Raw genomic sequence first — 24,410 nt, 5'->3', positions numbered from 1 at the left:
TTAAATCTTCTCTAAAAACTGGCTTGTGTATTCTAAAATCTTGAGAATATCACTTCTTAGAAATGCTCTTTTTCTTCCCACTGCATATATAGGTCGTTTGATTCCAGTAGAAATCATTTCTCTTTTAGAGAAACCTGCATTCTTTGCAACAGCAAATGGAACTAATCCTCTACAAAATCCATGTTTGGCCATCTTAGCTATGGGAGAGAGAAATTCACTTCTCTCATCTATTCTCAAACCTTGTTTAGCGGTTTCGTTTGCAATTGAAGCCCATGTGCCACTTGTAACCTCAGCACAGAAGAGATCGCCTGTCTCTCCAACAACAACCATCTCCTCTTCTCCAATCCTCTCAAAATAAAGCCCTGGAAAATTCTTTGGCTCCCCTCCAACAATAGCAATATTGTAGTCTCCGGATACAACCTTATCGACAATCACAGGTGTTCTATGAGCATGAGGTTCAAATATATTCTCAGGAAATTTTCGAGAGAGCTTACTTATTAAATGTGCCCCCCAAGAAGAAAGTATCGACTCTGAAAATCCAATTGAGATTCTAAGAGTATGTAAACCTTCTTCACCTTGGACAGTTTCCTTCAACTCAGAAAGAAGAGGCAGTGCCTTATCTAAAAGCTCAAATGCGGCCGGTGTAAGCTCTACAAATCGACCATTCTTAACAATTAATTCTTTATGAGAAATTTGTTCTAGAGACTGAATTCTCTTACTCACACTAGATTGAGTAATTCGAAGAGAAGTCGCAGCTCTGCCCATCGTTTTATGTTTAGCCAAAGCACTAAGTGTTTCTAACTCATCTAACATATTCCTCCCGCGAATAGATTCTATTCCATCTATTCTATTTAATTATCTATCAATTATAACGATAATACAAATAGGAGATTTTATGAGTTTAATAGCTGCTTTTATTTATATACTTTTAACGAGCACTCTTTCAGGTGCCCTTGGGATGGCCGGTGGAGCAATTCTCCTGGCCATATTCTTACTTGTCTTTCCGTTACCAATTGCGCTCATTCTTCACGGACTTACTCAATTTAGTTCCAATGGCTTTAGGGCCTATATCAATAGAGAACATTTAAACTTCTCTATCATACTTCCCTATGCCCTTGGAGCAATCATCTCTTATGGAGTCTTTGAACTACTCCAACTTCAACCCAATAAGAAAGTGATCTTTATCCTTCTTGGTCTGATGCCATTACTTGGAATAATGAAGAGAACGTCATCATTTTTTGATATCGAGAAAAAAGGTAGATCTTTTCTATGTGGAATTTTTGTAAGTGCTACTCAAGTGGTAGCTGGTGTTTCTGGAAGTGTTCTAGACTTATTTTATCTATCAAGCTCTATTGGAAGGTTCTCTATTGTCTCCACAAAAGCATTTACACAAGCCTTCGGTCACGCACTAAAGACAGTCTATTTTATTAAGTTATTTAATTTCGAATATAGTGACATTTCTATTGAGTTATACTCTATAGCACTTATCACTCCACTCCTAGGAGGCCTCTTTGGTAAGAAAATCCTCACAAGATTTAGCGATCAATCTTTTCTTGTGGTTGCCAAAACGACTATGATTTTCTTTAGCGGAGTTATGCTTTATAAAGGTTTCGTTTAACCCAATTAGAGAAAGAATCTTAATTGGGTTTTAAAAATTAAAGGTGAGAACTAACAGCGCAGCTTTTGATAACTCTTTTAACCTTATATTCGCTACCATAATCATCACTTAGAATATATGAGACAACGGCCTTATCTTCTCCATAGTGAGAATCACCATAATTAAGAGTACAACTTAAAATTTCAATTTTATCGTGATTACCGCCAGCATATCCACCATTCATATTTTGTGCAGCGGCCTTAATCTCATTACAAATAGAACTAAACTCATTCCAAAAACAAAACCTTGCGCTTTGTGCTTGTTCACTAGAGTTGTATCTAAAGCTTGAATCAGAAAAGCCTACGACTTGCCCTGGTGATAAAATCACTGCAGATGATGAAAAAGAGAATATACATAAAATGCCACATAATAAATTCTTCATAAGACCCCTCGTTTTCACTCTAGATAACACTTTGATTTTATAAAGAATAGCAGACGAGTTATTTTTACATACTTTTCCAGCGAAGAAGTTAGTTGTGATAGAAAAGCTAAAACAGCATGGAGACAAACAATGAAGAAATTAATTCTACTAATTCTTATGACATCATCTGCAAGCGCACAAACTTATATTACTGATTATAAGCTAACAAACTCTGACAATAATGAGTGTCCACAAAATATAACTGTTATTGAAAACGAGACTGAAATTAGAATGAATCTATCAAGCGAAATTGGTGCCTATTTCAATAAAGACTCAAGTGCTGGGGATTTACTTATTGAGAATATAGATCAAGGTGAACAAGTAATAGAAAGTAGAAATACTTCACATGGAACGACATCTAAAACAGAATACGTAGCAGTTAGTAGACTGAATAAGTTCTTTGTTGAAAAGACTATAAAGTTTGGAAGACTAGGAACATCTAAGTCATTTAATAGATTGGCGCTTGAATTTGAGGGAATTAGACTTCAAATAGATATGCATAGATCCTATAGAGAATTTCTAGGCGATAGCTGGAGTAAAGACTCATATTGTACATATTTCGAAGTTGAATAAGTCCCCCCTATCATCTGCGTCCTTTTAAAGGCAAAGGACGCAACACTTTTCTCTTAACATCACCACCCTAAGCTACTGAAATCTCGATATTAATTTAGAGCTATTTTTTCTTCATATCCTTAAATTAAAACCTCAGATATTATTTATATAATTGAGGAAAATTTATGAATATATTCATTCTTCTATTCACTCTATTAATTAACTCTCCAATGGCCGCAAAAGGTAAGAAGAGAGCTAACCCATATACAGACTTCATAAACTTCATGAGTGAAAACAACTTCACAACAGGTGGACCACTGTCAAATATAAACCAGGAATGTACTGAACTTAGGGAAGCAAGTGTTCAAAGACCAGTTTGTAACACGAGAGAAATTCTAGGAAAACATCAAGATCTATTCCCAGAGGATCAAGAATATATTCACTTTCCAGATGGAAGTGTACTAAAGAATGTTTTCTTTAGCGGACAAAGTAATTACTCACCAGAGACAAAAGAAACAATGAAAGTCCTAGACTTAATGAAGAAAACTTCTGGTAGAGCCCCTCAAACTGCTATCGATACTTTTGAAAGAGTGAGATCATTATTTATAGAAGAAATTACTAATGGAGCAGAGCCTGATTCATTGAGCGAAGATCAAAAGCTACTTGTTGAGAGGATCAGCAAAGTTCAATTTAATATTAATGATGAATTCTGTGAAGGTGGTGTGTGGGCAGCCTTTGAAAACCTAACTTATAATATAAACGCATGCTCAGCTATTTTAAAACTACCTGAACATGCTATGATTCCACTACTCGCACATGAACTTGGTCATAGTGTTGATTTTTGTGGAATGTCCTCCAAATGTATCGGCCATACTCATAACTCTAAAGTAGAACTTACCTCACAGGAACAAAATACAATTAGAGAACAATTTATGAGAGATAACCCTAATCTATCTCAGAGCAGGGTCGACTCTACGTTTAGTAACTTTCAATTAAGTTTAAATGAATTCTTCAGCTCTAACTCAAGAGGACACGAATTAGACTTCCTTCCCAATTCCAGAGGTGGAGTAAATATCCAAGCGTTTGAAAACTATTTAGAAGGACTAAAGTCTAAAGGTGTTGTAAACGAAATTGATCAAGGTATACCTGTAGAAAGGAGTCCTCTAACAAGCGCTCAAAAATGCTTAGAAGAAAACTTTCACCAATCCCCCATACCTTCAACTATAAGTGAGATGTGCGCGGATACGACTTTCTCGGAAAGGGGTGCTCAAATATGGTCTGCTAAAGTAACCGGCAGGTACGTTGAACAATATCCTCCCATTTCAACTTCTCAAAAGCTTGCATTAATGGAAGTAAGTATGGCCTCTATTAAAGGTAAAAACGCAAACAACTGGAGTACTAAGGAGCTAGATTTTAATACAATCTTTCTATCCTCTCCTCAGTTAAGAAATGTATTTAACTGCACGCCTCTTCCAACACAAAGTTGTCTATGATTTCTTCTTTATTACGAGAGTGCCTTTTCCATAACGATAGTTAAATAATCATCACCTGTACTTTGAATAACTCCTTTAATATCAAAACCAGAATTTAAATTTAGGATAACCATAGGCTTAAAAGAATTACTTGTTTGAGTACAAACTACTCTATAACCCATCTCAGTAATTATTTGATGCTGTCTCCTCATTAACTCACTAGCAATCCCCTTTCCTCGATGGATTGGGATCACTCCTCCTATCCAGCTATAATAAATTCTCTTAGACCTCTCAAAGCCAACTTTATAACCAATAGGGTTTCCTTCTTCATATGCAATCAAAATAGTGATATTGAATTTAGAGCTTAATTCACGAGCTATTTTTTCTTCCTTCATTGGACTGGGAAAAATTTCTCGCTCCATTGATACAATCTCCTTAACAATATCGGAACTAATCTGATCATATAGAAAGTATTCAATTGTTAAATCACTCATTCCTCTCACCTTTTCTACTTTTTGTATTGAATAAAAGAAGCCCTTTCAAAAGAAAGGACTTCTCCATTTCTAATTAATCTATACTAACTTAGTTATAAATGAGTGGGCAAAATAACCCACCCCCAACAAAAAAATTCCGCTTGAGTAACAAGCCCAAAAGCTCAAATTTAGTTTTTGAGCAAATAGGAAAGGTACAAAAAATAATAAGGATACAGGTATCGCAACAAATACACTCTTTGCATATTCCACAGATTGCTTTGAGTCTCCCCACTCTAAATGAGAAAAGGCCAAAGCAAGTAATGTAGTAAGAGGCAGAGCCGTTATAAACCCTGCCAAGCTAGTTTTCTTTCCAGAAAGCCACGAAACAAAACTTATAAGTGTTGCCGCGACAACTACTTTACCTATCGCTAACCACATCATTACTTTCCTGTAAAATTAGCCGCAATAAAGTCACCGTTTAATCTTAAAAAGATGAACAATGTCTTTCCCTTCAGCCCATTTTTATTATTAAAAGTAACAACCCATTCTGTATTTTTACCAAATACTTTCTTCTCTGATTTGTTAAAAGTAGATTTTAACCAACTAGAGTCTAGCTTTCCTTTCTTTACAAGCCTTTGTATATGCTGGCGACCAAATTCTCCAGTACGTTCTTTTGAAACTTCGTTCTTAGAATGGGAATGAGAATGCCCGTGACCATGTCCAGGTCCTGCCAGAACAGAAAAGCTAAAGCAAACCGTTATTATTAAAAATATATTCTTCATAAAATTCTCCTATAAATTATCGTGTGTATAGTCTTGTTGATTCTTCTCTTCTATCTTCATGTGATGATGTATGTGATAATCTTCACTAAATCCAAACTCATCAGGTTTAGATGTATGGAGATATCCATGTAGTTGCATCAAAAGAAGCATAAAGCCGGCAAAAATAATTCCATCATTGAAAACTCTGGAAAATACTTTAAAGTTACTCAACTTTCGAAGCTGAGTAATAATTAAGAGCATAACAATTAGTCCAGCTATTTGGCCTAACTCAACACCAACATTAAATGAAAGAATACGCACAAGCATAGAGAACCCCTTCTCCCCTAGTGGCAACTGCTGAAGTCTTGTTGAGAGACCAAAACCATGAATAAGACCAAAAATAAAAACCATCCAAATTAGATTTGGAGATTTTTCTAATCCAAAGTATTTTTGAAATCCATTGTTATTATCGAACCCTTTATAGATTACAGATGTGGCAATTACAGCATCAATCAACCAATAATTTGCGGTGATTCCCATAAACGTAGCAAATATCAACGTGATACTATGTCCAAGCGTAAAAACACTTATGAACTTAATGATATCTTTAAAAGTTTTTAAAAAGAATATAACTCCAAATAAAAATAATAAATGGTCATATCCAGTAATCATGTGCTCTACACCGAGAATAATATACTTTAAATATCCCCCTTCAATCATCGCACGTTTTGCGTCTTCACTAATTCCGTGTGCAATAGAACTTACACTATAGAAAAAAGTAAGAGCGCCTATGAAAAATTTAAACATAGTTCCTCCTAGTTAATTTTAAATTTAATCTTTAATAAAAAACTATGAAGCTATTGGAGGACGAAGGATGTCATTAGGATAAGCTTTAGAGAAAAGATTCTTTTCAAGAAAAGATCTCTTAATTCTTAAGTATTTTACTTTTGGTGAAATATTAGCTGAATTTACTAGCAATTTGACTTCTGTCTGTGTGACCTTAGAGTGATTATGACCATGTTCATGCTCTTCACCATCTTCACTATGCTTATGTGTATGAGTATGTGGCATGTCGTCGATATTATCATGATGATATAAGTTAAATTCCGAGTACTCAGTTAAGTGCAAATCGATAACTTGCCCTATCTCAGATAACTGAGGAGAACTAGTTAAGAATACTGTCGAAATTAAAAGTATAAAAAATACTTTTACAAACTTAATCATAATCATTTCTTAATTATATTTTAGTTTCATCAAAATGTAACTTTTTTCTTACTCGATAAGGTAGGCCTTTTTCGGTTCATTATTATCCACTACAATATCTGCTTTCTCCCAAGGCTTTTCTAGTTCATTATGAATACGGTGAGCTGCATGATACCTGTCTCGTGTTGTTTGCTCTGCTAATTCATTAGAACCAAAGAGAGCTTTATCTCTTTGCCCTGCCCTTTTCTGTGCACACTTCATTTCAACTCGAAGATATATAGTATAATCCCAATGAGAGAATAGCTCCTCTCTAAGAGAGAAAGAACCATCTACAATGAGTATACCATCTTTTGAAATCTTAACTTTCGGCGAGAGTGACTCTTTATCTTCTTTTAAATCTAAAACTTGTGTTCTAAAAAAGAATTCCTCTTTACCTACAAGAGGATTTAATAAGTGCTCTATAATTGCAGTGTAGTTGTAGGCGTCGAAATAGTACCCTTCAGGAGAGCTTCTTCCTTTTTGATATCTAATCCTACGATAATTGTGAAAACCATCAAGAGAAGTTCTGTGTACTTCTTCGCCCATTTGAGTGAGAGCATGAGCGATATCATCAGCGAATGTCGTCTTGCCAGATGCAGTAACTCCGTCGATGGCCACCTTTATAGGATGATCTAATTTTAGACTTATAATTTTTTTACAAATTTCAGTAATTAATTTTTCTCTAACCATGGGAAAGAGCTTACAATTTTTTCTATTTAACCGCTATACAAAAAAGCGCTAGAAAGTTTCTACTAAGTTTCTAAAGTTAGATCGCCCCGTTGAACTACCTAGTACATTACCCATTCTCAAAAAAGTAACTCCATCATAGCCACCGAAGAGTAATGCATTTTCAATATTATCCCAGGCCCTTTGAGAGTAAAGTGTTCCAGCAAGAGCATTTTCACCAAGAATTCTTACTCCTTGCCTCTGTGCCTCTTGAGCAACCCAAAAAACAAGTGCCTTAGCGTAGCTCTGTGCGTACTCTGGCCCTTCGTTATTATCCATCTCAAGACAAGTGAAGTGAAGGTTAATCAAATCAAAACCTTTCTCTTTCTTTAGATCACTAATCATAGAAATAATTCGATTATAACCATGACCAGTTTTATCACTATAAATATTTTGATCTGTAGAGATAAGCCCTGCATTCAACTCGGCCATCCTATCCCCACCAGGAGCGACTCTCCAATGTATACCAGGAACCTTTACTCCTAGTTGAGCATTTCCATAATTTCTAAAAGTATCAACTGCAAGAGAAAGTAATTCTCTACCATGATCTCTTAGACTCTTAGAATACCACTCATAGAAGTCTTGTCCGTACTTTGTTTCCTGCTCTTCTTTACTATAAAATAATGACGGTGTTGGAGGCATGACTAATTCAAATGAATTCAAATTAAATCCCCAAGAGTTATTAAGTGCTCCAACGGTCTTATACTTCTCTTTTATATATTGTTTGAAACTTTGAATTGCAGAAGATGAATATGCTTGTATGGCCCCTCTTGTTGGGTACCCTGTATTTTGATCGTGAGAATTATATGAAGGATAACGTAGCTCACCAGCTGGACCTAGACTTATATTAATTTCATAAATATCATTTTTCTTATTATGGAAGTGATTCTTAAAGGCTGACATAAAATCACTATAATCAGAGATGGCCTTCTTCGTTGTCCATACAGAGAGAAACTCCTTTGAAAAATTTCCCTGTTCACTCTTTGTCATTGCGCCTTGACCGTATTTACTCCAAAGCCAACTTGGAATCGGAATATTACAAGTATCGCCGACATTTCCTCCGCACTGATGAAATGATAGAATTGGAACCCACTTAAGACCACTATCAATTATTAATGAACTTAGCTTATCGTAATAGCTCCAATCAAATTGTTGATCTTGCTTTTCAACAAGTCCCCACCAAACATCAGTACTCACGCCTGTTGCCCCAAGCTTCTTCATCTCCCTTAGCTCATAAGCAAAATGATCGAAATTATCGACAGTTAGTGGTGCCATTACATTAAAGACTTTCCCATTAACGTAAGTTGACATTAATATAAATAATGTAGTTAAGAAGTTTTTCATATAGAGAGTTTTCTATAGCACTCTATATGCAAATACAATAAGACTTGTATAGTTTATACAGTATAGGTCTTAGTCTATCGAGACGAGATCGGCCATTGCGAGATTACCCTGTTCACTAAAGTATTTCTTGACCCCAATACGATTTTCAATGGGTTGATTCTGACTAGTTTTGAAAACACCCTCTAATCTTTCAACTTTAATTTTAATTCCAACCACTATTTTCACTAATTTATCTATGTAATCGTCAGGAGCATCAGAAACCTTCCACGGTTGCTCTTCTCCCTCTTCCATTTTATTAGTTAAGCTATTAATTTGATCTAAGATCCAGTCCTTCTCATCTATAACCGTTGCCTGTCCGTGAGCTTGGACCATCGAATAATTCCAAGTTGGAACTGCTTTACCATGTTCTTTCTTCGTTTGATATACGTTGGGTGTAACATAACCCTCAGGACCTCTAAATACGATAAGGACATTATTACTACTTATAAGGCTTTTAAGCTGAGTATTTACTCTAGCAACGTGACAATTTAAATATAAATCCCCAGATTCTCTCGTAATAGTTATCGGAATTAAATTAGCTTCAAAGTCACCTGTAACTAAGAGCCCCAAAGGATATTCTTCAATGAAGTTCAATAGTTTTCCCTCTTCATCTTCTTTAAAGTGTTTTGGTCTAAACATTTTGGGTTCCTTTTTTAAGATCCATTACAGTTCAAAATTGGTGCTTATAATAGATACAATCTTTGGTACTACTTTAACTTACTGGGAATAATTACATAAATTAATAATTTTTATACATAATAAGTGAAACTAATTAACGACTCGAAAAGGATTAAGCGTTTTTCGAATAAAATTATGCCTCTAAGTTCATTTCCATGTAATGGATTTTCACATCAGCATCTCGAATATTGATCTGCTTCTCTTCTACAGCCATTGACATATCTTCATCCTGTAGGCAACCGCATCAACTAGGTGTTTGAATCCAATAAGTGTACATAAAAAAACTGATCGCTCACCAGTGCAATTAAGCATGAAGTGACAACTCCACAATTTTCACTTAATATAAATAAATGAAAAAAATCTCTTCCATTACTTTTTTGATCATTATTTTCTCAGCTGCTTATTACTATCAAATTGGTCATTATGCAAAGAAGTACCACAACCTCTACCTTGATGATATATCTGGCTTTAGTATTAGTGATTCAATAATTAACGCTAAAAAATTACAATACGAAAACAAACTACTTACTTTAAGAAATACAGTCATAGAGCTACAGGGCAACTTCACGAACCAGACAGCTGCCTCATCCCTGCTTTCAGACCTTAGACATGCAATAAAAACGAAAGAAGTTAAAGCTCTAGACCGACATAAAAACTCCACGTCTCCAGAATTTATAGAAGGTGTAAAAAAAACAATTTTGAATAATGAAAAGATCACAGGAGATATTAATCAACTCCACGCAATAGCGAAAAAAGATGCGGAAGAGACAGCTCGAAAACTTACTATAATCACTAGTAAATATAGAACACATTCCAGGGAGAAAAAAGGCCTACTTCTAAACCTTTCAGACTTTGAGTACTTTAGTGTAGTTACTTCAACGACCACTGGTTACGGTGACATTACTCCAATAACTAATGAAGTAAGACTTTTAATTAAAAACCAAGTAATTTTTAGTCTCATATTGATTGGGCTACTCGTTTCTCTTATTAGTTTATTAATAACTGAATTGCTGAACCTTATTTTTAAAAATAAAGTACCCAGCAAAAATTAACCATAAGAAAAAAATCTCTTTTAACTAAGGAATAATCTACTAAAACCACACATTGGTTGAATCAATGTCATCGAACTCAGCATAAGATAATCGCGCTATCGGATATCATTGGAAAAAGCCATTCGATTTACTTACTCAAGTTAATGAAAATGAAGATAAAAAAGAATAGTGGACCTTACCTTCCATATATCGAAATATATGACTTGTTATCCATCGTTACTAAATCTTCCTTTCTCTAGTTATTTGTATTACAGCTCTACCATATATATATGCAATATGTAGAGGCTCATTCAAGGACCCATCAAAGCTAATATGAAAGTTTGTGGAAGAAATCTTTCTTTTATCTAGAGCTTGCCATAAATCATCTTTGGCATCATTCCAAATGTATGAGATATAATGAATATGTGTTCCATGTTTCCAATGTTGCTTTTTATTTGGCATATTTTGAGAGTCTTCATAACTGAAGTAAAAACAATGCCACATTGCTCCATTATGAAAGAGGTGACAACTAACATTTCTTCTTTCTCGAAATGTTCCGGAAATTTTACTCATCACTTTCTTTCTAGTCTTAGAGCAGGATTCTTTGTCAGATAACTTATTCATTTCGTCTTTATCATAAATATGATGCTCTGGAACAAAACTATTATGCTTTGAAGAATGAGAAAATCCTATCTGTTCAGAGTTCATAATCAATAAAAACAGGTCTCTTTCAGTGATCTTTAATTCTTTACAGTATTTTTTTACGTCTCTTTTTCTAGTTAACTCAAATAACTCGATGAAGACATTAGGGACGCCATTCTCACTTATTCTTTTTTTAGTATCAATTAGCTCTTGGCTAAAAGTAGCTTTAATTTTTTGAAGTTCATTACTTGAAATCTCTTTTCCAAGCAAGTTTGCCTCATATTTAAGTCCAATGACACCTTTTAGAGTTTTAACAAAAGCAAAAGCACCTTCTGCCCAGTCAATCTCTCCAAGAATCTGTAAATCATGATGATTAAGGCCTAACTTCATAATTCTTCCTCTAAATCTTAATCAGCGCCTCTGGGACTGAATATACAGTATTTCTGAAAGTTTATTCATTTAACAGGGGTTCTCTGTCTTTAATCAATGAGAAGCTACAAACCTTATCAAGTTCATTCTCATAAAAATCGATACTAAACTTTCCATCACAAATCTTTTCAATATCAACAGTATCAAACTCATTAAGTCCAATGTTTGTTGAGAACATAGATATATTTTGTAAATGCCTTTGATTAGCTTTTGAAAAAAGAAGTTCTAAGTTAGATTTATCAAATCCAAACCCTAGAAAGTAAATTTTCTTTACTCTATTAATGATGTTAGCTAATTTATTAGATACTTCTAAACTCTCAGCATATCTATCTTCACCAATTACCTTTAAGGTATCGATTTGTTTAACCGAGCCATACACATGCTCTATGTTAACAAGTTCAGTTTTCAAGTTTCTGTAGTTTTTTAAAAAGTTGTGTTTGAGGTATTGCTCTAAGCAACTTTCAAAAAAGGTATCGTAATTGAAGGTAATAATATTTAACGGTGCAGAGCTATGATATTCTACATTTGTCCACTCTGGATAGTGTGTGTTAAATAAGTGTTGAATCCATTCATATTTTCGTCCAACTGAGATTTTTCCAAGATAATGTTTAATAATACCTTCAATAATTATTTTTCCAATTTTAATGTGCAACCGGTACTCAGGGAGTACTTCTGTACCTTCTGTAAACGTTGCTAGATAAGAGTCAATTGATGGATTCTGTGACTCTCTAAAAACTTTTACGAACTCCCTTACTTGCTTTGTGATGTAAATTTCTTTCCAGTTAGAGCTATTCTGCTCAGCATCTTTAAAGAATTCATCATCTTTATAAACTATCATTCCTACAGAATTAAATAATTCGTATCCTTTCCTAATATCATCTGCATAATGAGATATTGTACGAGTGTGATAATTGAAGCCAGCTTCTTCTAGCTCTAAGATATCTTCTCTCAATTGTGCACCAGTAGGGAATCCATAAGGAACATGTGCACCTGCTCCAATAACTAATAAAACATCATTTAACTTCATTTTTTCTTATTGGGGATGTTAGGAAAACTTACTAATCCTTTTCCATTAAGTATGGCTTTTCTACATTTTGCAGCAAATGCCTTGTCTTTTTTATTACTTAAGTATTGATAAATCAAAAATAGGTCAGAGGTATTTATTAATGCGATATCTTTACTTTTAGCACCCGACAAGCATTTCTCAGTAAATTGAATACCTCTTTCTTCTGGTGTAGTAATTCTAAAAGCATTACCGAATAATACTCCTTTAGCCATGACCTCAACTTCATCACGTTCGAAGTCTTCACCTATGTTTCTAAGTAGCTGAGAGTATTTCTTTACTGCAATTTGCTTATTATCTCTCCCCTCAACTTCCCCAATCGCTCTACCTTCAGAAGATTCTATCACAATATCAAACTCAGAATCCCCATTATCATAATTTGTTACATCAAACTCCATACTCCTTAGAGATGTTCTCACAGCTTCCTCTAATAGCTTACCTTTCCCATATAATAACAACTGTGGAAGCCTCAGTTGGTGTAATTCAGCCATATGAAGTTCTTTCTCTTCTTGGAGTTCTTCAATTTTTTTATTTATAACTGATATCTTATCTTCAGTCTTTTCTATTGTAGATAAAGAGAACTGACTTTTTGACAACCACTCTGGTATCGATCCTTGATCCTCTTCTCCAATTAGAGTTTTATGAATCCCGATAAGCTCTTTGATGAATATCTTTGATAACTTTTCTCCATCATCCGACCAACGTTCATTAACTCCTTCATATGTTGTAAATTCTTCTTCATCAAAATAAACTCTAGGTAAAATAACTAAGTTTCCGCTTCCAACTTTCAAATGACCACCAAGACACTTCTTTGTAGTATTCTGGAGGAAAACCTTCTCTCCAGGAAAGTCTTCAAGAATTACTTCATAATCCATAAAGCCTTTAAACTTCTCAAAAAAGCTTCTATAAATCGATTTTTTATCATCTAAAATAATTTTATTCCCAGACGAACTTCTTAAACTTCCAACCTCATCAGGAATAACTTGAAATTGCTTATAGGAGTCAACGATATTAATTACTTTCTGATTTCTGCCTGTTCCAGAAGTTCTTTTCTCACCTGTTGCTACATATAAACCTTGAGGCTTATCCATTACCATAAAGATCGTTTTCCCAGAGTTTAAATATTCGATAACTTCTCTTTGCCAAAACTTAGTATCTCTTTTTAGATTAAAGCTTTGATTATTTGACAAACTATCTAGCCCTTGAAAACAAGTTGAGCCGATAAAGTATTCATTATTATTAAATTCATTTATAGCAGGGCTTAAAACAACGATATCTGCATCGGACAATGACTTTTGATCACTAAACCTTAGATAGTCATAATCACTAAATGGGATGGTAAAACCTACTGAAATAATGTGAAATTTACTCATATTAACCTCATAACTATAGTTCTCATATTTAGTCACCAAGCGTCAATAAACTAAAGCACCTTTTTTAATCAATATTTCTTGATTTTTGCAGCGGACTTAGACCAATGAGAAAATAACTTCTTAATTGGAGGCCGACCACATCTCCAGTCACTGCCAGTCTTTCTTCTGTAATAGATACTTCTAACTCTGCTACAACAGATATCATTGCAAGCGCCATCTTTCCCATGTGAGTCCAAATTTGATTCAGAAGACCTAGAATTGTTAAGGACGACTTTTCTACACTTTTTAAAAGTAATTGAGGAAATAAACGATGTTACTAATCAAGAATAGGAAAATTATTAAGAGGTTAAAAGTTAAGAGAGAACTCAAAACTGAGTCTGTATCTACGGGTTATACTTTAGTAATGATCAGAGTATCAAGTCAGAAACAAGGGGATAGAGGGACTTCTTTGGAAGAACAAGAGAAAGCCATAAGAGAGTAGGCAAGAAGTAAAAGACTAAAGATTCGACGAGTATATAAAGCAGTCGAACCAGCACTTAAAGTTGATAAGAAGGAAATACTTAACAACCTTGTGGAAGATTATGGAATGCAGCTTCACTTCATTACTTATGACTTAAAACTGAATAAATATTCTAAGGATTTAGTAAATAGAGTTATATCAGCGATGTATAATTCTGCCGCGAGAAGTATGGCACAAGGCAAAGCCCCTTTTGGATATAGGAACTCATATGATGACCGTCTCAAAGAGAAGAAAATAATATTAGATGATGAGTAAGCCAAGATTATGAAATATGCATTCCGCATGAACTAGGTGCTTGAATCCAATAAGTGTACATAAGAAACAAAAAAGCCTCGAACGATGTCGAGGCTTTTTTGTTTCTGGTGGACCCTAGCGGGATCGAACCGCTGACCTCTTCGCTGCCAGCGAAGCGCTCTCCCAGCTGAGCTAAGGGCCCATAGAAATTGTGAATAAAAGATAAGGTTTTTAGAGGTTTATGGCAAGATAAAAGATGGATCTTGCCATAGAAAGTCTGCTAGAAGAACCTAGAAATATTTAAATAACCCTGTCCGTCACCCTTATAAACTTGGAGACCGTAGAACCCACGCTCCTTGGCCTGGTATGCTCTCACACCAACTTTATACTTCCAATTATCAGAGAGCCTTCTAGTGAATGAGAGATTATATAGACGCTCATCCGTATACTCTAAGTCCTGAATAAAACTAAAGAAAAGCTCAGCACCCATGAGGTCATTGAAGTTATATCTCAATGCAACAAGTGCATCGCGCTGAAAAGTACTCAATCTTCTTCTGGCCACCTTATTTGCACCAAATATACTTGTGGCCTCAAAGATCAGCGTCACTTCGTGATCAAGTGAATCAATCGAGAAAGTATTCTCTAGTCCTAAGGCCAACTCACCATGATCTTCTTGATTTGCGCGCTCAAAAGTTGTTGTCGTAATAGGAACTAATGTCTTGAACTCATCCTCAAACTTTCTATAGCCACCCTCTACTTTTATTAAATAATCACCGAGAGCATAGCTTAGAGTTCCACCCAATTCTCTTACACGGTAGAAGTGAGGCCTTAAGTCATTTTGATTTGATGGAAACTCCGTACCTCCTACGGAAGTTCCAAAAGTATAACCAATAAGAGGGTGTGCTCTATCAAAGTGATCTAGGAATTGAAGAGCAAAGTCCATATCCCCAAGAGTTTGATTGAAGCGAATCCCCCACTGAGGTTGCCACTTAGAATTAGTTCCCGCATCTTTGCCATTAACCCAAACAGGGTCGCGAAATTCAATCCCAAAATTGACACCAGTTCTCGCTCGCGTTGATGGATAGATCGGATTTTCAACTCTTGCCCAATAGTAGAAGTTTAATGTTCCATCTCCTACGACAAATTCTGTCTCAAGAGTCAGCTCCCCTTTCTTCTCAAGGTTCTCAATTTCACCATCAAAGTTTTTGGAGTTAACAACATCCGCTGGGTGAAAGGCCTCAAGGGCAGACCAATTAAATAGCTTCCATCCCGCTAGGATTTTAAAACTTCCCTCTTCACCAAAGAGATATGATCCATAGGCATCTTCAATCACATAGTGATTTCTCTCTCTATCTTTAGAATCTGCTCGAGCATAGGCCCTTAGAGCACCGGTGAAGTTTCCTTCAATAAACTTAACTTGCCCTCTAGTGAAGAGAGCGAAGTTATCGTCGTATGTAAGATTATTATTATCACTTTCAAAAGTTCTATTTTCAAAAGTGATTTCGCCTTGATCAGAAACGGCCCCAAAAGTAGGCAGAGCAAGACCTAGTGACAAGAAAACAGGTAGAACAATTTTAATCATCGCTTAAGTGCCCTCTTAGTGAAGAGGTTCTCTTTAAACTTTACGCCAAGCTTTCTATTATTCCACTTAAAGATAGACTCTTTCTTTGTCTGAACATTCTTCATGTGAATATTTGAAGCTCTCCACAATTCTTTTCCAGCAACTGTGTACTTCTTAAAGTCACTCATATCAGCAGTCTTTAAAAGTTCATTTTTTCTATCGTAATAAGAAACATGAACTGCATTTAAATGCTTCTTAGAGATCTGAACGACTTGCTTTGAATATCCACTATTAGCAACTGGTACTCTTTCAATAATATGAACGTCTTCACCATCTGCTGATTTACCATCTTTGATGAAGTTAAATTTATACTTTTCAATTTCTTGAGATCCAATATCTTCATAAGAGAATTCACTTCCCATAAATGAAGAAGACTTATTTCTTGATGAGATTTTTTTCACTCTCTTAAGAGAAGGAAGATAGAGCCATTGATTGTCATCATCTTTCTTATGTGACCAAGTAAGCATTTTAGTTCCCTTAACATCTTTAGGGTTAAGAAAAATATTTAGAGACTTATCACCATCATTTTCTACTTCTAAAACTTTGCCCTGCATTTTTCTAATAATTTTTGAGCCATAAGCATCAATAAGAATCATCTCTAAATCTGATTCATCACCAATGAAGCCATTATTTCTTGCTTCAGCTTCTTTAGCGATACGCAAACCCTTTTCCTCAGTTGTTTCAGCTAAAGAATGGCTCGCACCTAAAGATAAAATAAGAATCAAACAGAATTTAAATACAGAACTCATGGACTCACCTTTTTAATTGAAAATAAATAAATTACCCTATCTATGTTAGGGGCTATGGCCTATTTGGTCTAGCTAAAGTCGTCAAATTCGCTGTTTAGTCGGTAATCATTGACTGACTTCCAAGCATTTTGATAGTCTTTTAAGTTCCCTAGCTTGGGAGAATGATTCATTTGACTAAAGGAGTCATACAGATGAGTGTTTATGTTAACAGAATATTAAATATGAAAAAGATCAAGGCCATTGGTTTTGATATGGACTATACATTAGTTCGCTATAATACAGAAAATTTTGAAAGGCTTACCTACTCTCTCGTAAAAGAGAATTTGGTTAAAGTCTTAGGTTACCCAAAAGAAATTCTAGATCTAGAATTTGACTTTCAACTTGTTCAACAAGGTCTAGTGATTGATAAACTACGTGGTAACCTTCTTCATGTTTCTAGATTTGGAAAAGTTAAAAAAGCGCAACACGGACTTGGTCCAATTTCCTTTGAAGAGCAAAATGAAGCTTACGCCAATAGAGTCATTGATCTAAGCGATGAGAGTTTTCAATCTCTCGATACAGCATTCTCTGTATCAAATGGTATTCTCTACGCTCAAATTGTTGACCTAAAAGAAAAAGGTGTTGAAGTTCCAAGATATGACCTCCTAGCAGATCATATCAAAGAGGCCATTGATATTTGTCACTCAGACGGTTCTCTAAAGAGCCAAGTAAAGGCCAATATGAGTGAGTATATTATTCAAGACGAGAAGCTTGTAGCCCAGCTTGAGATGTATAAGAAGTGTGGTAAGAAATTAATTATTATTACCAACTCTGAGTACTATTACTGCAAAGACTTACTTGAGTATACAATTGATCCTTTCCTAAAAGAGCACAAAAGCTGGAGAGATTTATTTGAAATTACAATTACTCTCTCTAGTAAGCCACGCTTCTTCCACTTTAAGAATCACTACCTAAGAATTGATCCTGAGACGGCCCTTATGACGAATCATGAAGGACCAATTACTCCAGGGGTTTATCAAGGTGGAAACGCTGGAAAGCTTCAAGAAGATTTAGGTCTTAAAGGCTCTGAGATTCTCTATCTTGGTGACCATATTTATGGAGATGTTCTCTCATTAAAGAAAACTTTTGGATGGAGAACTGCGCTCGTGGTTGAACCACTTGAAGACGAGATTGAGGCCATAAAAAAGAGTGAGCCTACTCAAAAGAAGATTGACTCTCTAATGCAAGAGAAGGAAGTTCTAGAAGACAATCTTGATGACTTAGAGATGAGTAAGTATAGAGGCGAATCTTACGATAAAGATGAAGTAAGTAAAATCTATGCGAAAATTGATAAGGTAAATAATTCGATTTCAAAAGAATTAGAAAACTATAGAAAGTGCTTTAATCCTCACTGGGGAGAATTGATGAGAGCAGGTCAAGAAGAGAGCCGCTTTGCAGATCAAATTGAGAAGTACGCCTGTGTTTACATGGGTAGAGTTTCTGATCTCTTAGAAAACTCACCAAGAACATACTTTAGACCAATTAAGAGAGTTCTTCCTCACGAATTGATTTAAGAAATTGATAATATATCTCCCAAGTCTTTGGCCCGTAACCACCGGCCATAACCCAGGCTTGGGGAATATTTCGACTCTTAAGAAATTCATAAACTAAGAGATCCCTCTCTAGCATTTGCTCTTTTGATAATTGAATTCCCCTAGCACTTTCAAGAACATCACCGTCATAAGGGTCAGCCCCAGCAACAACAATCGCAATTTCTAAATTCTTCAGCTGCTCTAGTCCTTCTTGGAGTTTCTCTAAGTATGAATTCTCTTCACCCGCCGAGATTCCAATATCGATAGTAGAAGGGATTCGCCATGGACCATCACCGCACTCTTCACTTAGAGGCCATCCATCTTTCATGTGAATGCTCAATGTCTCTATGCTTGGATCATTGTGAGTCAGCTCAGCACTTCCGCATCCTTTATGTGCATCGATATCTATAATTGAAAATTTTAAATTCTTTTCTAAGGACTGAAACTTACGAGCGCAGATAATAATATCATTTATTAAACAGAAGCCTCTTGAGCGATCACTCATTCCATGGTGCATTCCACCACATAGCCCAAAGGCAAAACCATTTGAGAATGCTCCCTCTAGTGTAGCGTAGGTCCCTTTTGTTTGAAGAATAAATTTATCGACTAAATTTCCAAGTTCTAGTTCAGATTTATTTGGATCATATCGATGATACTCGCCGGCGTCATCAATAAGCTCATAACAATCTATTATTGCCTGCGCTCTATCTCTAGTAAATAACCTATCTACTAACTCTCGGGTATGGACGCGCAAGAGATCTTCTTTGGTAATTTCTTTTAGGGAACTTAATTCTACTTCTTTTAGATTTGGAACTAATTTCTGTAATTCAAAAAAACAACGACTAGAGCGATCGTCTAGAATTGGTACTTCAATTCCAAACTTATCTAAACTTAAATCAAATTCTTTATTATAAATAATCATTTCTATTCTATTTATTGCTTTTTTGTTTATAATTAAAGTATGAAGAAAATTATCATAGTATCATTACTTTTGGCCAATTCGGTCTATGCAGCAGGACTTAGAAATAACTTAAAACGTTATACTATCCTTAGAGACCATACCCTGATCAATAAGAGATTAACTCATAAGCTCTACGAGCAGTACTTCGATGTAGACTTACAAATTAGTTCTGGAGTCAAAGACTTAGTTTCCGATGTAAAGAATAAGGCCAACCAGTCAGGTGCTACACAAACCCAGAAAGAATTAAGTATTTTAGAAATTTTAAATAAGAATATGAATTCTGAAAGGTATGTAGATCTAGATGCGACAATTGGAATTCCCTTTCCAAGCTTTGATCTCTACAGATATCGACTCACTCCTTCACTTTTTTACAATATGAATATGGGAACACTCTTCACAATCTACAATCAAAGTAGCAGTGTGGACCCGTCGGTAAGTGTTTATATAAAGAAAGAAAGTAAAATTGGAGCAAGTACAATTATTACTAAGTCTGGACACATCGACACTCATATAAAGTTTAATCTCTATAAGTTTGATCGTGCTGACCAAGATATCACTAAGACTAAAACCGAATTGGCACAAAGTTCAAAAATCTTTAACTTTAAAGATTTAGATCAGTCTAATGAAACCTTGAGTTTTGACTTTATTTGGAAAAGAGAAAGCGAGAAGAGACTCTGGAAGGCAGAGGTTCTAGAGGCCAAGATTTTTACTCTAAAAGACAAGGCTGATTACTCTTATGATAATTTTCCACTCTTTCATTTCTTTCACCAGTGGAAATCAAAAGGAGAGAAGTTTTGGCTAGAGCCCTATGCGGGTGCACATATGAGAAAGAGATACTCTTTCTTTGATGGAATTTATGTTGGAACATGGCTTAAGTTTAGAGACCTTCCCTTTAGATCTTCTCTAAGTCTGAACAGCCAATTTATAACTTTCATTCCCGAATTTCGCATGAATCACTTCTACTTTAACTATAAGATGAGGGCCGCTTACAATAATCCCCACGATGATATTTGGGCATCAACGATTCATTCCTTTAATTTAGGTCTACACTTCTAATGTAAAAACAAGCACTTACTAATTTAAGAGTCTATAAATTACGCACAACCTATGGCCAAAAGCATAAAAACATGATTTGTTTTGACATCAAACAATATAAGACTGACAAAGGGAATCCATGCAACGACTTATCTGGCTTAGGCACGAAACAAAAGCTTTTGAACAAAGATGTTGTTTAACACCGAGTGCTTGTAAAGAACTTCTTGAATTAGGTCATGACGTTGTTGTTGAGAGCTCTGCGACTAGAGTCTATGAAGACAGTGAGTACAGTGAAGTTGGTTGTAAAATAGTTGAAACGAACTCTTGGGTGAACGCTCCTCTTAACGCGATCATTGTCGGTCTAAAAGAATTAGAAGATGCAAACTTTCCTCTAAGCCATAGGCATATTCACTTCGCACATGTTTTTAAAAACCAACACGGATTTGAAAAGACGCTTTCAAGGTTCGTCGCTGGAGATGGACTGCTCTTTGATCTTGAGTACCTTGTAAATAAAGATGAGAAACGAATTGCTGCCTTTGGCGTTTGGGCCGGATTTGCTGGAGCAGCACTTGGTCTAGACCTCTGGGTTCATACGCAGCTAGGAATGAATTACAATAGTAGGGCACCACTTCTTCCTTACGAAAATCAAATGCATTTAATTAATGATGTACAGGATAGACTGAATAAGATTATCTCTCGCCCACGAGTCCTTATTATTGGAGCAAAGGGAAGGTCGGGAAAAGGCGCTGTTAAATTTCTACGCGCACTTGGAATAGAACCAACTCAATGGGGTTCTGCCGACACAGCTAGTGAGCATCCAATTGAGGATATCCTTGGCTATGATATCTTAATCAACTGTGCTCTCATTAAAGAGCCAAGAGCTCCATTTCTTGATCTTGAAACTATAAAGAAGCAGAGAAACCTCACTGTGATAAGTGATGTAGGTTGCGACCCAAATGGTCCTTGCAACCCACTTCCAATTTATAAAGATTGTACAACTATGGATATGCCATCGATTAAAATTCTGGATGACCTACACTTAACTGCAATTGATCACTTACCTTCTCTACTGCCAAGAGAAAGTAGTGAAGACTTCTGCTCTCAACTACTACCTCATTTTAAAGAATTTCTAGAAGGAAATATTGAGGACACACCATGGGATAAGGCCCTTGAAGTATTTTACACTAAGACTCACAATATTGAGTTAGATGAATCTATTGCAGATGAAGAAAGTAGTGCTAAGATACTAATGTAATGAAGAAAATACTTATTCCTCTAACATTCTTTCTCATCGGAGTTGGTGCAAGCTACTTTGCTTTTAATCATCAGATCGTAGAGAGAAAGACGAGTTTTCAAAAAGATATTGATCAAATCTTTGATCAGAATTTAAGCATTGAAGAAATTAACGCAAAAGTCTTTCAACTTCTCTTTGCCTACTTTGCCATTGATTTAAGAGATATTGAGCAGAAAATAAATATAAAGCTAAGTAATGATAGAGAGAACTCAAGGCCAGAAGTGATTGAGAAGGTTGTTGAAAAAGTTGTTTACTTAGAGCAATCAAATAAAGAAGAAGTCACAGAGAAACCTAAGATCAAGAAAGAATTAACGAATAAGAGAGTGCCACTTGAGAAATTCAATCTCTCAGATTTTCTAAAAGAAGCACTTCCCATACTCACTAAAGATAAATCCTTTGAGAAATTTAATGGGAATTATAAATTTATTGGAAATAAAAATAGCGGTCTTCGTATCCTAGTTGAAATTGATAATCAATTCAAGCTAGAGAAGAATTCTTATGTTGGTGTTTCAAAAGTAGACTACTATGAAATCGATAAAATTAGTGACTCTATGAAAGTTGATGGTATGCCACTTAACTTTTTAAAGAATCCTAAATTTCCAAATTATATTGTGACCAGAATCTCTCTCAATAGGTTTATTGTACTCTTAGTTAAAGAAGATTTTTATAACTATGGTGTTCAAGGGGCACACTTTATAAAGAGAGGGGATAGTTATGAAAAAGATGGTTTATTAAGGCTCGAATCTAGAGAGTAAATCCCTCACCTCTTCATAGTTTTTAAAGTTACCATACTTCTCAAACCCATTTAGTAAGATCTTACACTTCTTCACTAAGACACTTATTATTTCATTTTTTAAATTCAACTCAAATTCTCTACTCATAAGCATTTGAGCAAGTGCTCGTACTCTGTATAAGTCCATCGCCGTCGTCGTAACACTCAATTGATCTCCATGACCAGCATATTTATTAACGAGGGCCTTATCAACAAGTCCCACTCTATGCTCGACACAAATTCTCAACCACAACTCATAATCCTCACAGACAATGAAGTCCTTTGAGAAACCTCCGAGCCTCTCAAATAAGTCCCTTTTAATCATTACAGTAGAAGGAGAAATAGCGCAGAGATAAAGGCAATCTCTAAAAATATCTCCACCCTTTTTAATATACTGTTTTGGAAGATTCACTCTCTTACTATTTCTAAACCAATTTTCCTGACAATGAATAATTGAGTATTCACTATGCTCATTGATAAAGCTGAGCTGTTCTTCTAATTTTCTAGAATCCCACTCATCATCAGAGTCTAAGAAACTAACCCACTCTCCAGAACTAACGAATACTCCCAGATTCCTGGCACTACTTACACCTTGATTACTTTGATAAAGATAGCGAACTCTCGAATCTTTGAGATACTTCTTAACTTCGTGATAAGTGCGATCTGTTGAACCATCATCAACAATAATGATTTCAAACTCTGTATAGGACTGTGAAAGAACTGACTCAAGCGATCTACTTAGAAATTTTTCTCGGTTAAATGTCGGAATGATGACACTAATTTTCATCAAATTTCTCTAAGATCTCACTAAGGGTATTCTTATCAATATTTTTTTTAGCTGCGGAAATTAAATCATCCCATTGCTCAATAGAGCGTCCACCACAAAGAAGTTTATCAACATTATCAAAGGATAAGTTAAAAGCTAGGGCAAGCTCTAGAGTTGATAATTGATAATCTTTCAAGATCTCTTTTAGCTTTTCTACTCTTTGATAGCGTGAATCTTTGTCAATGGCCTTCCACCATGGAGCCCACGATCTACAATCACTCTTATCAAACTTTCTCTTGCTATTCACTCTTCCAGTAAGGATTCCCTTATCTAAAGTTCCCCAACTCATAAAACTAATATTATTTCTCTTAGCAATGGACACAGGCCCTTCTAAACTCTCTCTGGAAAAGAGATTCAATTCTGATTGCAGAGAAGTGATCTCGTCGACCTCTCTCGCTTTCATATAATCTTCTTCAAAAGTATTACAAAGACCAATTGATTTAATCTTCCCTTGAAGCTTGGCCTTAGCGAGTACTTCCATCGTCTTTCTAATATCGACACTCTCATCTGGCCAATGGATCATATAGTGATCAATATAATCTGTATTTAATCTCTTTAGTGAAGCGTGAAGCATCTCAAGTGAAGTCTTTGGATCATTAGTCATATTAACCCTCATAGACGGATGCCAACTAACTCCACACTTAGATATAATGAAAACTTCGTCGCGATTTGATTTAAATGCTTCACCAATTCTTCGCTCTGACTCACCAAAGCCATAGATAGGCGCAGTATCAAAGAGTCGGACTCCTCTATCAAAAGCGTAGTTTAAAAGAGCAATAGCATTGTCCTTAGAAATATCTCCAAAGCCATAACCTGCACCTTCGCCGCTTATAGAAGCCCCTCCAAAACCGAGAGGAATATCACCTAAACTATTTAAAATACGTTCCATTTCACCACCAAGAGCCCTAAAAGCATTACCCTAAT

General features: G+C 35.5%; 27 protein-coding genes and 1 tRNA gene. 9 read left to right on the top strand and 19 right to left on the bottom strand.

Annotated elements, in window-relative coordinates; genetic code table 11:
• Complete coding sequence (locus BMS_RS05140) at positions 1 to 813, bottom strand: LysR family transcriptional regulator (protein WP_014243735.1); 813 nt, start codon at positions 811 to 813, stop codon at positions 1 to 3.
• A gap of 82 nt (positions 814 to 895) precedes the next feature.
• Between BMS_RS05140 and BMS_RS05135 the strand changes: the two genes are divergently transcribed.
• Positions 896 to 1,618, top strand: a complete 723-nt coding sequence (locus BMS_RS05135) for a TSUP family transporter (RefSeq protein ID WP_014243734.1) — start codon at positions 896 to 898, stop codon at positions 1,616 to 1,618.
• A 37-nt stretch (positions 1,619 to 1,655) separates the two neighbouring features.
• On the opposite strand, the gene BMS_RS05130 is transcribed toward BMS_RS05135, so the two are convergent.
• On the bottom strand, positions 1,656 to 2,039 hold the full coding sequence (locus BMS_RS05130; RefSeq protein WP_044557310.1) for a hypothetical protein: 384 nt from the start codon (positions 2,037 to 2,039) through the stop codon (positions 1,656 to 1,658).
• Positions 2,040 to 2,168: 129 nt separating this feature from the next.
• Between BMS_RS05130 and BMS_RS05125 the strand changes: the two genes are divergently transcribed.
• Positions 2,169 to 2,651, top strand: coding sequence for a hypothetical protein (locus BMS_RS05125; RefSeq protein WP_014243732.1), 483 nt, complete (start codon positions 2,169 to 2,171; stop codon positions 2,649 to 2,651).
• 164 nt (positions 2,652 to 2,815) lie between these two features.
• Positions 2,816 to 4,123, top strand: a complete 1,308-nt coding sequence (locus tag BMS_RS05120; protein WP_014243731.1) for a hypothetical protein — start codon at positions 2,816 to 2,818, stop codon at positions 4,121 to 4,123.
• A gap of 11 nt (positions 4,124 to 4,134) precedes the next feature.
• On the opposite strand, the gene BMS_RS05115 is transcribed toward BMS_RS05120, so the two are convergent.
• The 7 genes from BMS_RS05115 to BMS_RS05080 form a co-directional block, all read right to left on the bottom strand.
• On the bottom strand, positions 4,135 to 4,596 hold the full coding sequence (locus tag BMS_RS05115) for a GNAT family N-acetyltransferase (RefSeq protein ID WP_044557309.1): 462 nt from the start codon (positions 4,594 to 4,596) through the stop codon (positions 4,135 to 4,137).
• 419 nt (positions 4,597 to 5,015) lie between these two features.
• On the bottom strand, positions 5,016 to 5,357 hold the full coding sequence (locus tag BMS_RS16740) for a DUF6488 family protein (RefSeq protein WP_014243728.1): 342 nt from the start codon (positions 5,355 to 5,357) through the stop codon (positions 5,016 to 5,018).
• 9 nt (positions 5,358 to 5,366) lie between these two features.
• Entirely contained in the window at positions 5,367 to 6,143 is a 777-nt protein-coding gene (locus BMS_RS05100) for a HupE/UreJ family protein (protein WP_014243727.1), read from the bottom strand.
• Positions 6,144 to 6,185: 42 nt separating this feature from the next.
• Complete coding sequence (locus BMS_RS05095) at positions 6,186 to 6,566, bottom strand: hypothetical protein (protein ID WP_014243726.1); 381 nt, start codon at positions 6,564 to 6,566, stop codon at positions 6,186 to 6,188.
• 42 nt (positions 6,567 to 6,608) lie between these two features.
• Positions 6,609 to 7,268, bottom strand: coding sequence for a nucleoside/nucleotide kinase family protein (locus BMS_RS05090; protein ID WP_014243725.1), 660 nt, complete (start codon positions 7,266 to 7,268; stop codon positions 6,609 to 6,611).
• Positions 7,269 to 7,316: 48 nt separating this feature from the next.
• Positions 7,317 to 8,615: a family 14 glycosylhydrolase gene (locus tag BMS_RS05085; protein WP_044557900.1), complete on the bottom strand. Its 1,299-nt coding sequence runs from the start codon at positions 8,613 to 8,615 to the stop codon at positions 7,317 to 7,319.
• A gap of 102 nt (positions 8,616 to 8,717) precedes the next feature.
• A complete protein-coding gene (locus BMS_RS05080; RefSeq protein ID WP_014243723.1) occupies positions 8,718 to 9,326 on the bottom strand; it encodes an FMN-binding negative transcriptional regulator in 609 nt (202 codons plus the stop codon).
• Between the two features lie 389 nt (positions 9,327 to 9,715).
• On the opposite strand from BMS_RS05080, the gene BMS_RS05075 reads away from it, so the two are divergent.
• A complete protein-coding gene (locus tag BMS_RS05075) occupies positions 9,716 to 10,417 on the top strand; it encodes a potassium channel family protein (protein ID WP_014243722.1) in 702 nt (233 codons plus the stop codon).
• 219 nt (positions 10,418 to 10,636) lie between these two features.
• On the opposite strand, the gene BMS_RS05070 is transcribed toward BMS_RS05075, so the two are convergent.
• The 4 genes from BMS_RS05070 to BMS_RS17575 form a co-directional block, all read right to left on the bottom strand.
• The gene (locus BMS_RS05070) at positions 10,637 to 11,428 is read right to left on the bottom strand and encodes a hypothetical protein (RefSeq protein ID WP_014243721.1); all 792 of its coding nucleotides are present in this window, start codon (positions 11,426 to 11,428) and stop codon (positions 10,637 to 10,639) included.
• Positions 11,429 to 11,489: 61 nt separating this feature from the next.
• Positions 11,490 to 12,494: an SIR2 family protein gene (locus tag BMS_RS05065; protein ID WP_014243720.1), complete on the bottom strand. Its 1,005-nt coding sequence runs from the start codon at positions 12,492 to 12,494 to the stop codon at positions 11,490 to 11,492.
• Entirely contained in the window at positions 12,491 to 13,903 is a 1,413-nt protein-coding gene (locus tag BMS_RS16735; protein WP_014243719.1) for a hypothetical protein, read from the bottom strand. The genes BMS_RS05065 and BMS_RS16735 overlap by 4 nt, the downstream gene beginning before the upstream one ends.
• Before the next feature lie 64 nt (positions 13,904 to 13,967).
• Complete coding sequence (locus BMS_RS17575; protein ID WP_014243718.1) at positions 13,968 to 14,129, bottom strand: hypothetical protein; 162 nt, start codon at positions 14,127 to 14,129, stop codon at positions 13,968 to 13,970.
• An 84-nt stretch (positions 14,130 to 14,213) separates the two neighbouring features.
• On the opposite strand from BMS_RS17575, the gene BMS_RS17570 reads away from it, so the two are divergent.
• Positions 14,214 to 14,384, top strand: a complete 171-nt coding sequence (locus tag BMS_RS17570; RefSeq protein WP_014243717.1) for a hypothetical protein — start codon at positions 14,214 to 14,216, stop codon at positions 14,382 to 14,384.
• A 399-nt stretch (positions 14,385 to 14,783) separates the two neighbouring features.
• On the opposite strand, the gene BMS_RS05050 is transcribed toward BMS_RS17570, so the two are convergent.
• The 3 genes from BMS_RS05050 to BMS_RS05040 form a co-directional block, all read right to left on the bottom strand.
• Positions 14,784 to 14,859 (bottom strand) — tRNA-Ala (locus BMS_RS05050).
• Positions 14,860 to 14,937: 78 nt separating this feature from the next.
• Positions 14,938 to 16,239 (bottom strand): hypothetical protein, encoded by a 1,302-nt coding sequence (locus BMS_RS05045; protein WP_014243715.1) that lies wholly within the window; start codon positions 16,237 to 16,239, stop codon positions 14,938 to 14,940.
• Entirely contained in the window at positions 16,236 to 17,027 is a 792-nt protein-coding gene (locus BMS_RS05040; protein ID WP_014243714.1) for an outer membrane lipoprotein-sorting protein, read from the bottom strand. Before BMS_RS05040 ends, BMS_RS05045 begins: the two co-directional genes overlap by 4 nt.
• Positions 17,028 to 17,188: 161 nt before the next feature.
• On the opposite strand from BMS_RS05040, the gene BMS_RS05035 reads away from it, so the two are divergent.
• The gene (locus tag BMS_RS05035) at positions 17,189 to 18,580 is read left to right on the top strand and encodes an HAD-IG family 5'-nucleotidase (RefSeq protein WP_014243713.1); all 1,392 of its coding nucleotides are present in this window, start codon (positions 17,189 to 17,191) and stop codon (positions 18,578 to 18,580) included.
• On the opposite strand, the gene BMS_RS05030 is transcribed toward BMS_RS05035, so the two are convergent.
• Positions 18,549 to 19,520 carry an arginase family protein gene (locus BMS_RS05030; protein ID WP_014243712.1) on the bottom strand — a complete coding sequence of 324 codons (972 nt, stop codon included), beginning with the start codon at positions 19,518 to 19,520 and terminating at the stop codon, positions 18,549 to 18,551. The genes BMS_RS05035 and BMS_RS05030 overlap by 32 nt on opposite strands.
• Before the next feature lie 39 nt (positions 19,521 to 19,559).
• On the opposite strand from BMS_RS05030, the gene BMS_RS05025 reads away from it, so the two are divergent.
• The 3 genes from BMS_RS05025 to BMS_RS05015 all read left to right on the top strand — a co-directional run bounded on the left by BMS_RS05025 (position 19,560) and on the right by BMS_RS05015 (position 22,643).
• Complete coding sequence (locus BMS_RS05025; RefSeq protein ID WP_014243711.1) at positions 19,560 to 20,615, top strand: hypothetical protein; 1,056 nt, start codon at positions 19,560 to 19,562, stop codon at positions 20,613 to 20,615.
• 118 nt (positions 20,616 to 20,733) lie between these two features.
• Entirely contained in the window at positions 20,734 to 21,849 is a 1,116-nt protein-coding gene (locus BMS_RS05020; RefSeq protein ID WP_014243710.1) for a saccharopine dehydrogenase, read from the top strand.
• On the top strand, positions 21,849 to 22,643 hold the full coding sequence (locus tag BMS_RS05015; protein WP_014243709.1) for a hypothetical protein: 795 nt from the start codon (positions 21,849 to 21,851) through the stop codon (positions 22,641 to 22,643). Before BMS_RS05020 ends, BMS_RS05015 begins: the two co-directional genes overlap by 1 nt.
• Here the strand turns inward: BMS_RS05015 and BMS_RS05010 are convergent.
• Entirely contained in the window at positions 22,620 to 23,447 is an 828-nt protein-coding gene (locus BMS_RS05010; RefSeq protein WP_044557306.1) for a glycosyltransferase family 2 protein, read from the bottom strand. The genes BMS_RS05015 and BMS_RS05010 overlap by 24 nt on opposite strands.
• Positions 23,437 to 24,375 (bottom strand): aldo/keto reductase, encoded by a 939-nt coding sequence (locus tag BMS_RS16730; RefSeq protein ID WP_014243707.1) that lies wholly within the window; start codon positions 24,373 to 24,375, stop codon positions 23,437 to 23,439. The genes BMS_RS05010 and BMS_RS16730 overlap by 11 nt, the downstream gene beginning before the upstream one ends.
• Between the last annotated feature and the right edge of the window lie 35 nt (positions 24,376 to 24,410).

It is taken from the genome of Halobacteriovorax marinus SJ (assembly GCF_000210915.2).
Taxonomy (GTDB): domain Bacteria; phylum Bdellovibrionota; class Bacteriovoracia; order Bacteriovoracales; family Bacteriovoracaceae; genus Halobacteriovorax; species Halobacteriovorax marinus.
This window is presented reverse-complemented; position numbering and strand designations above follow the sequence as displayed.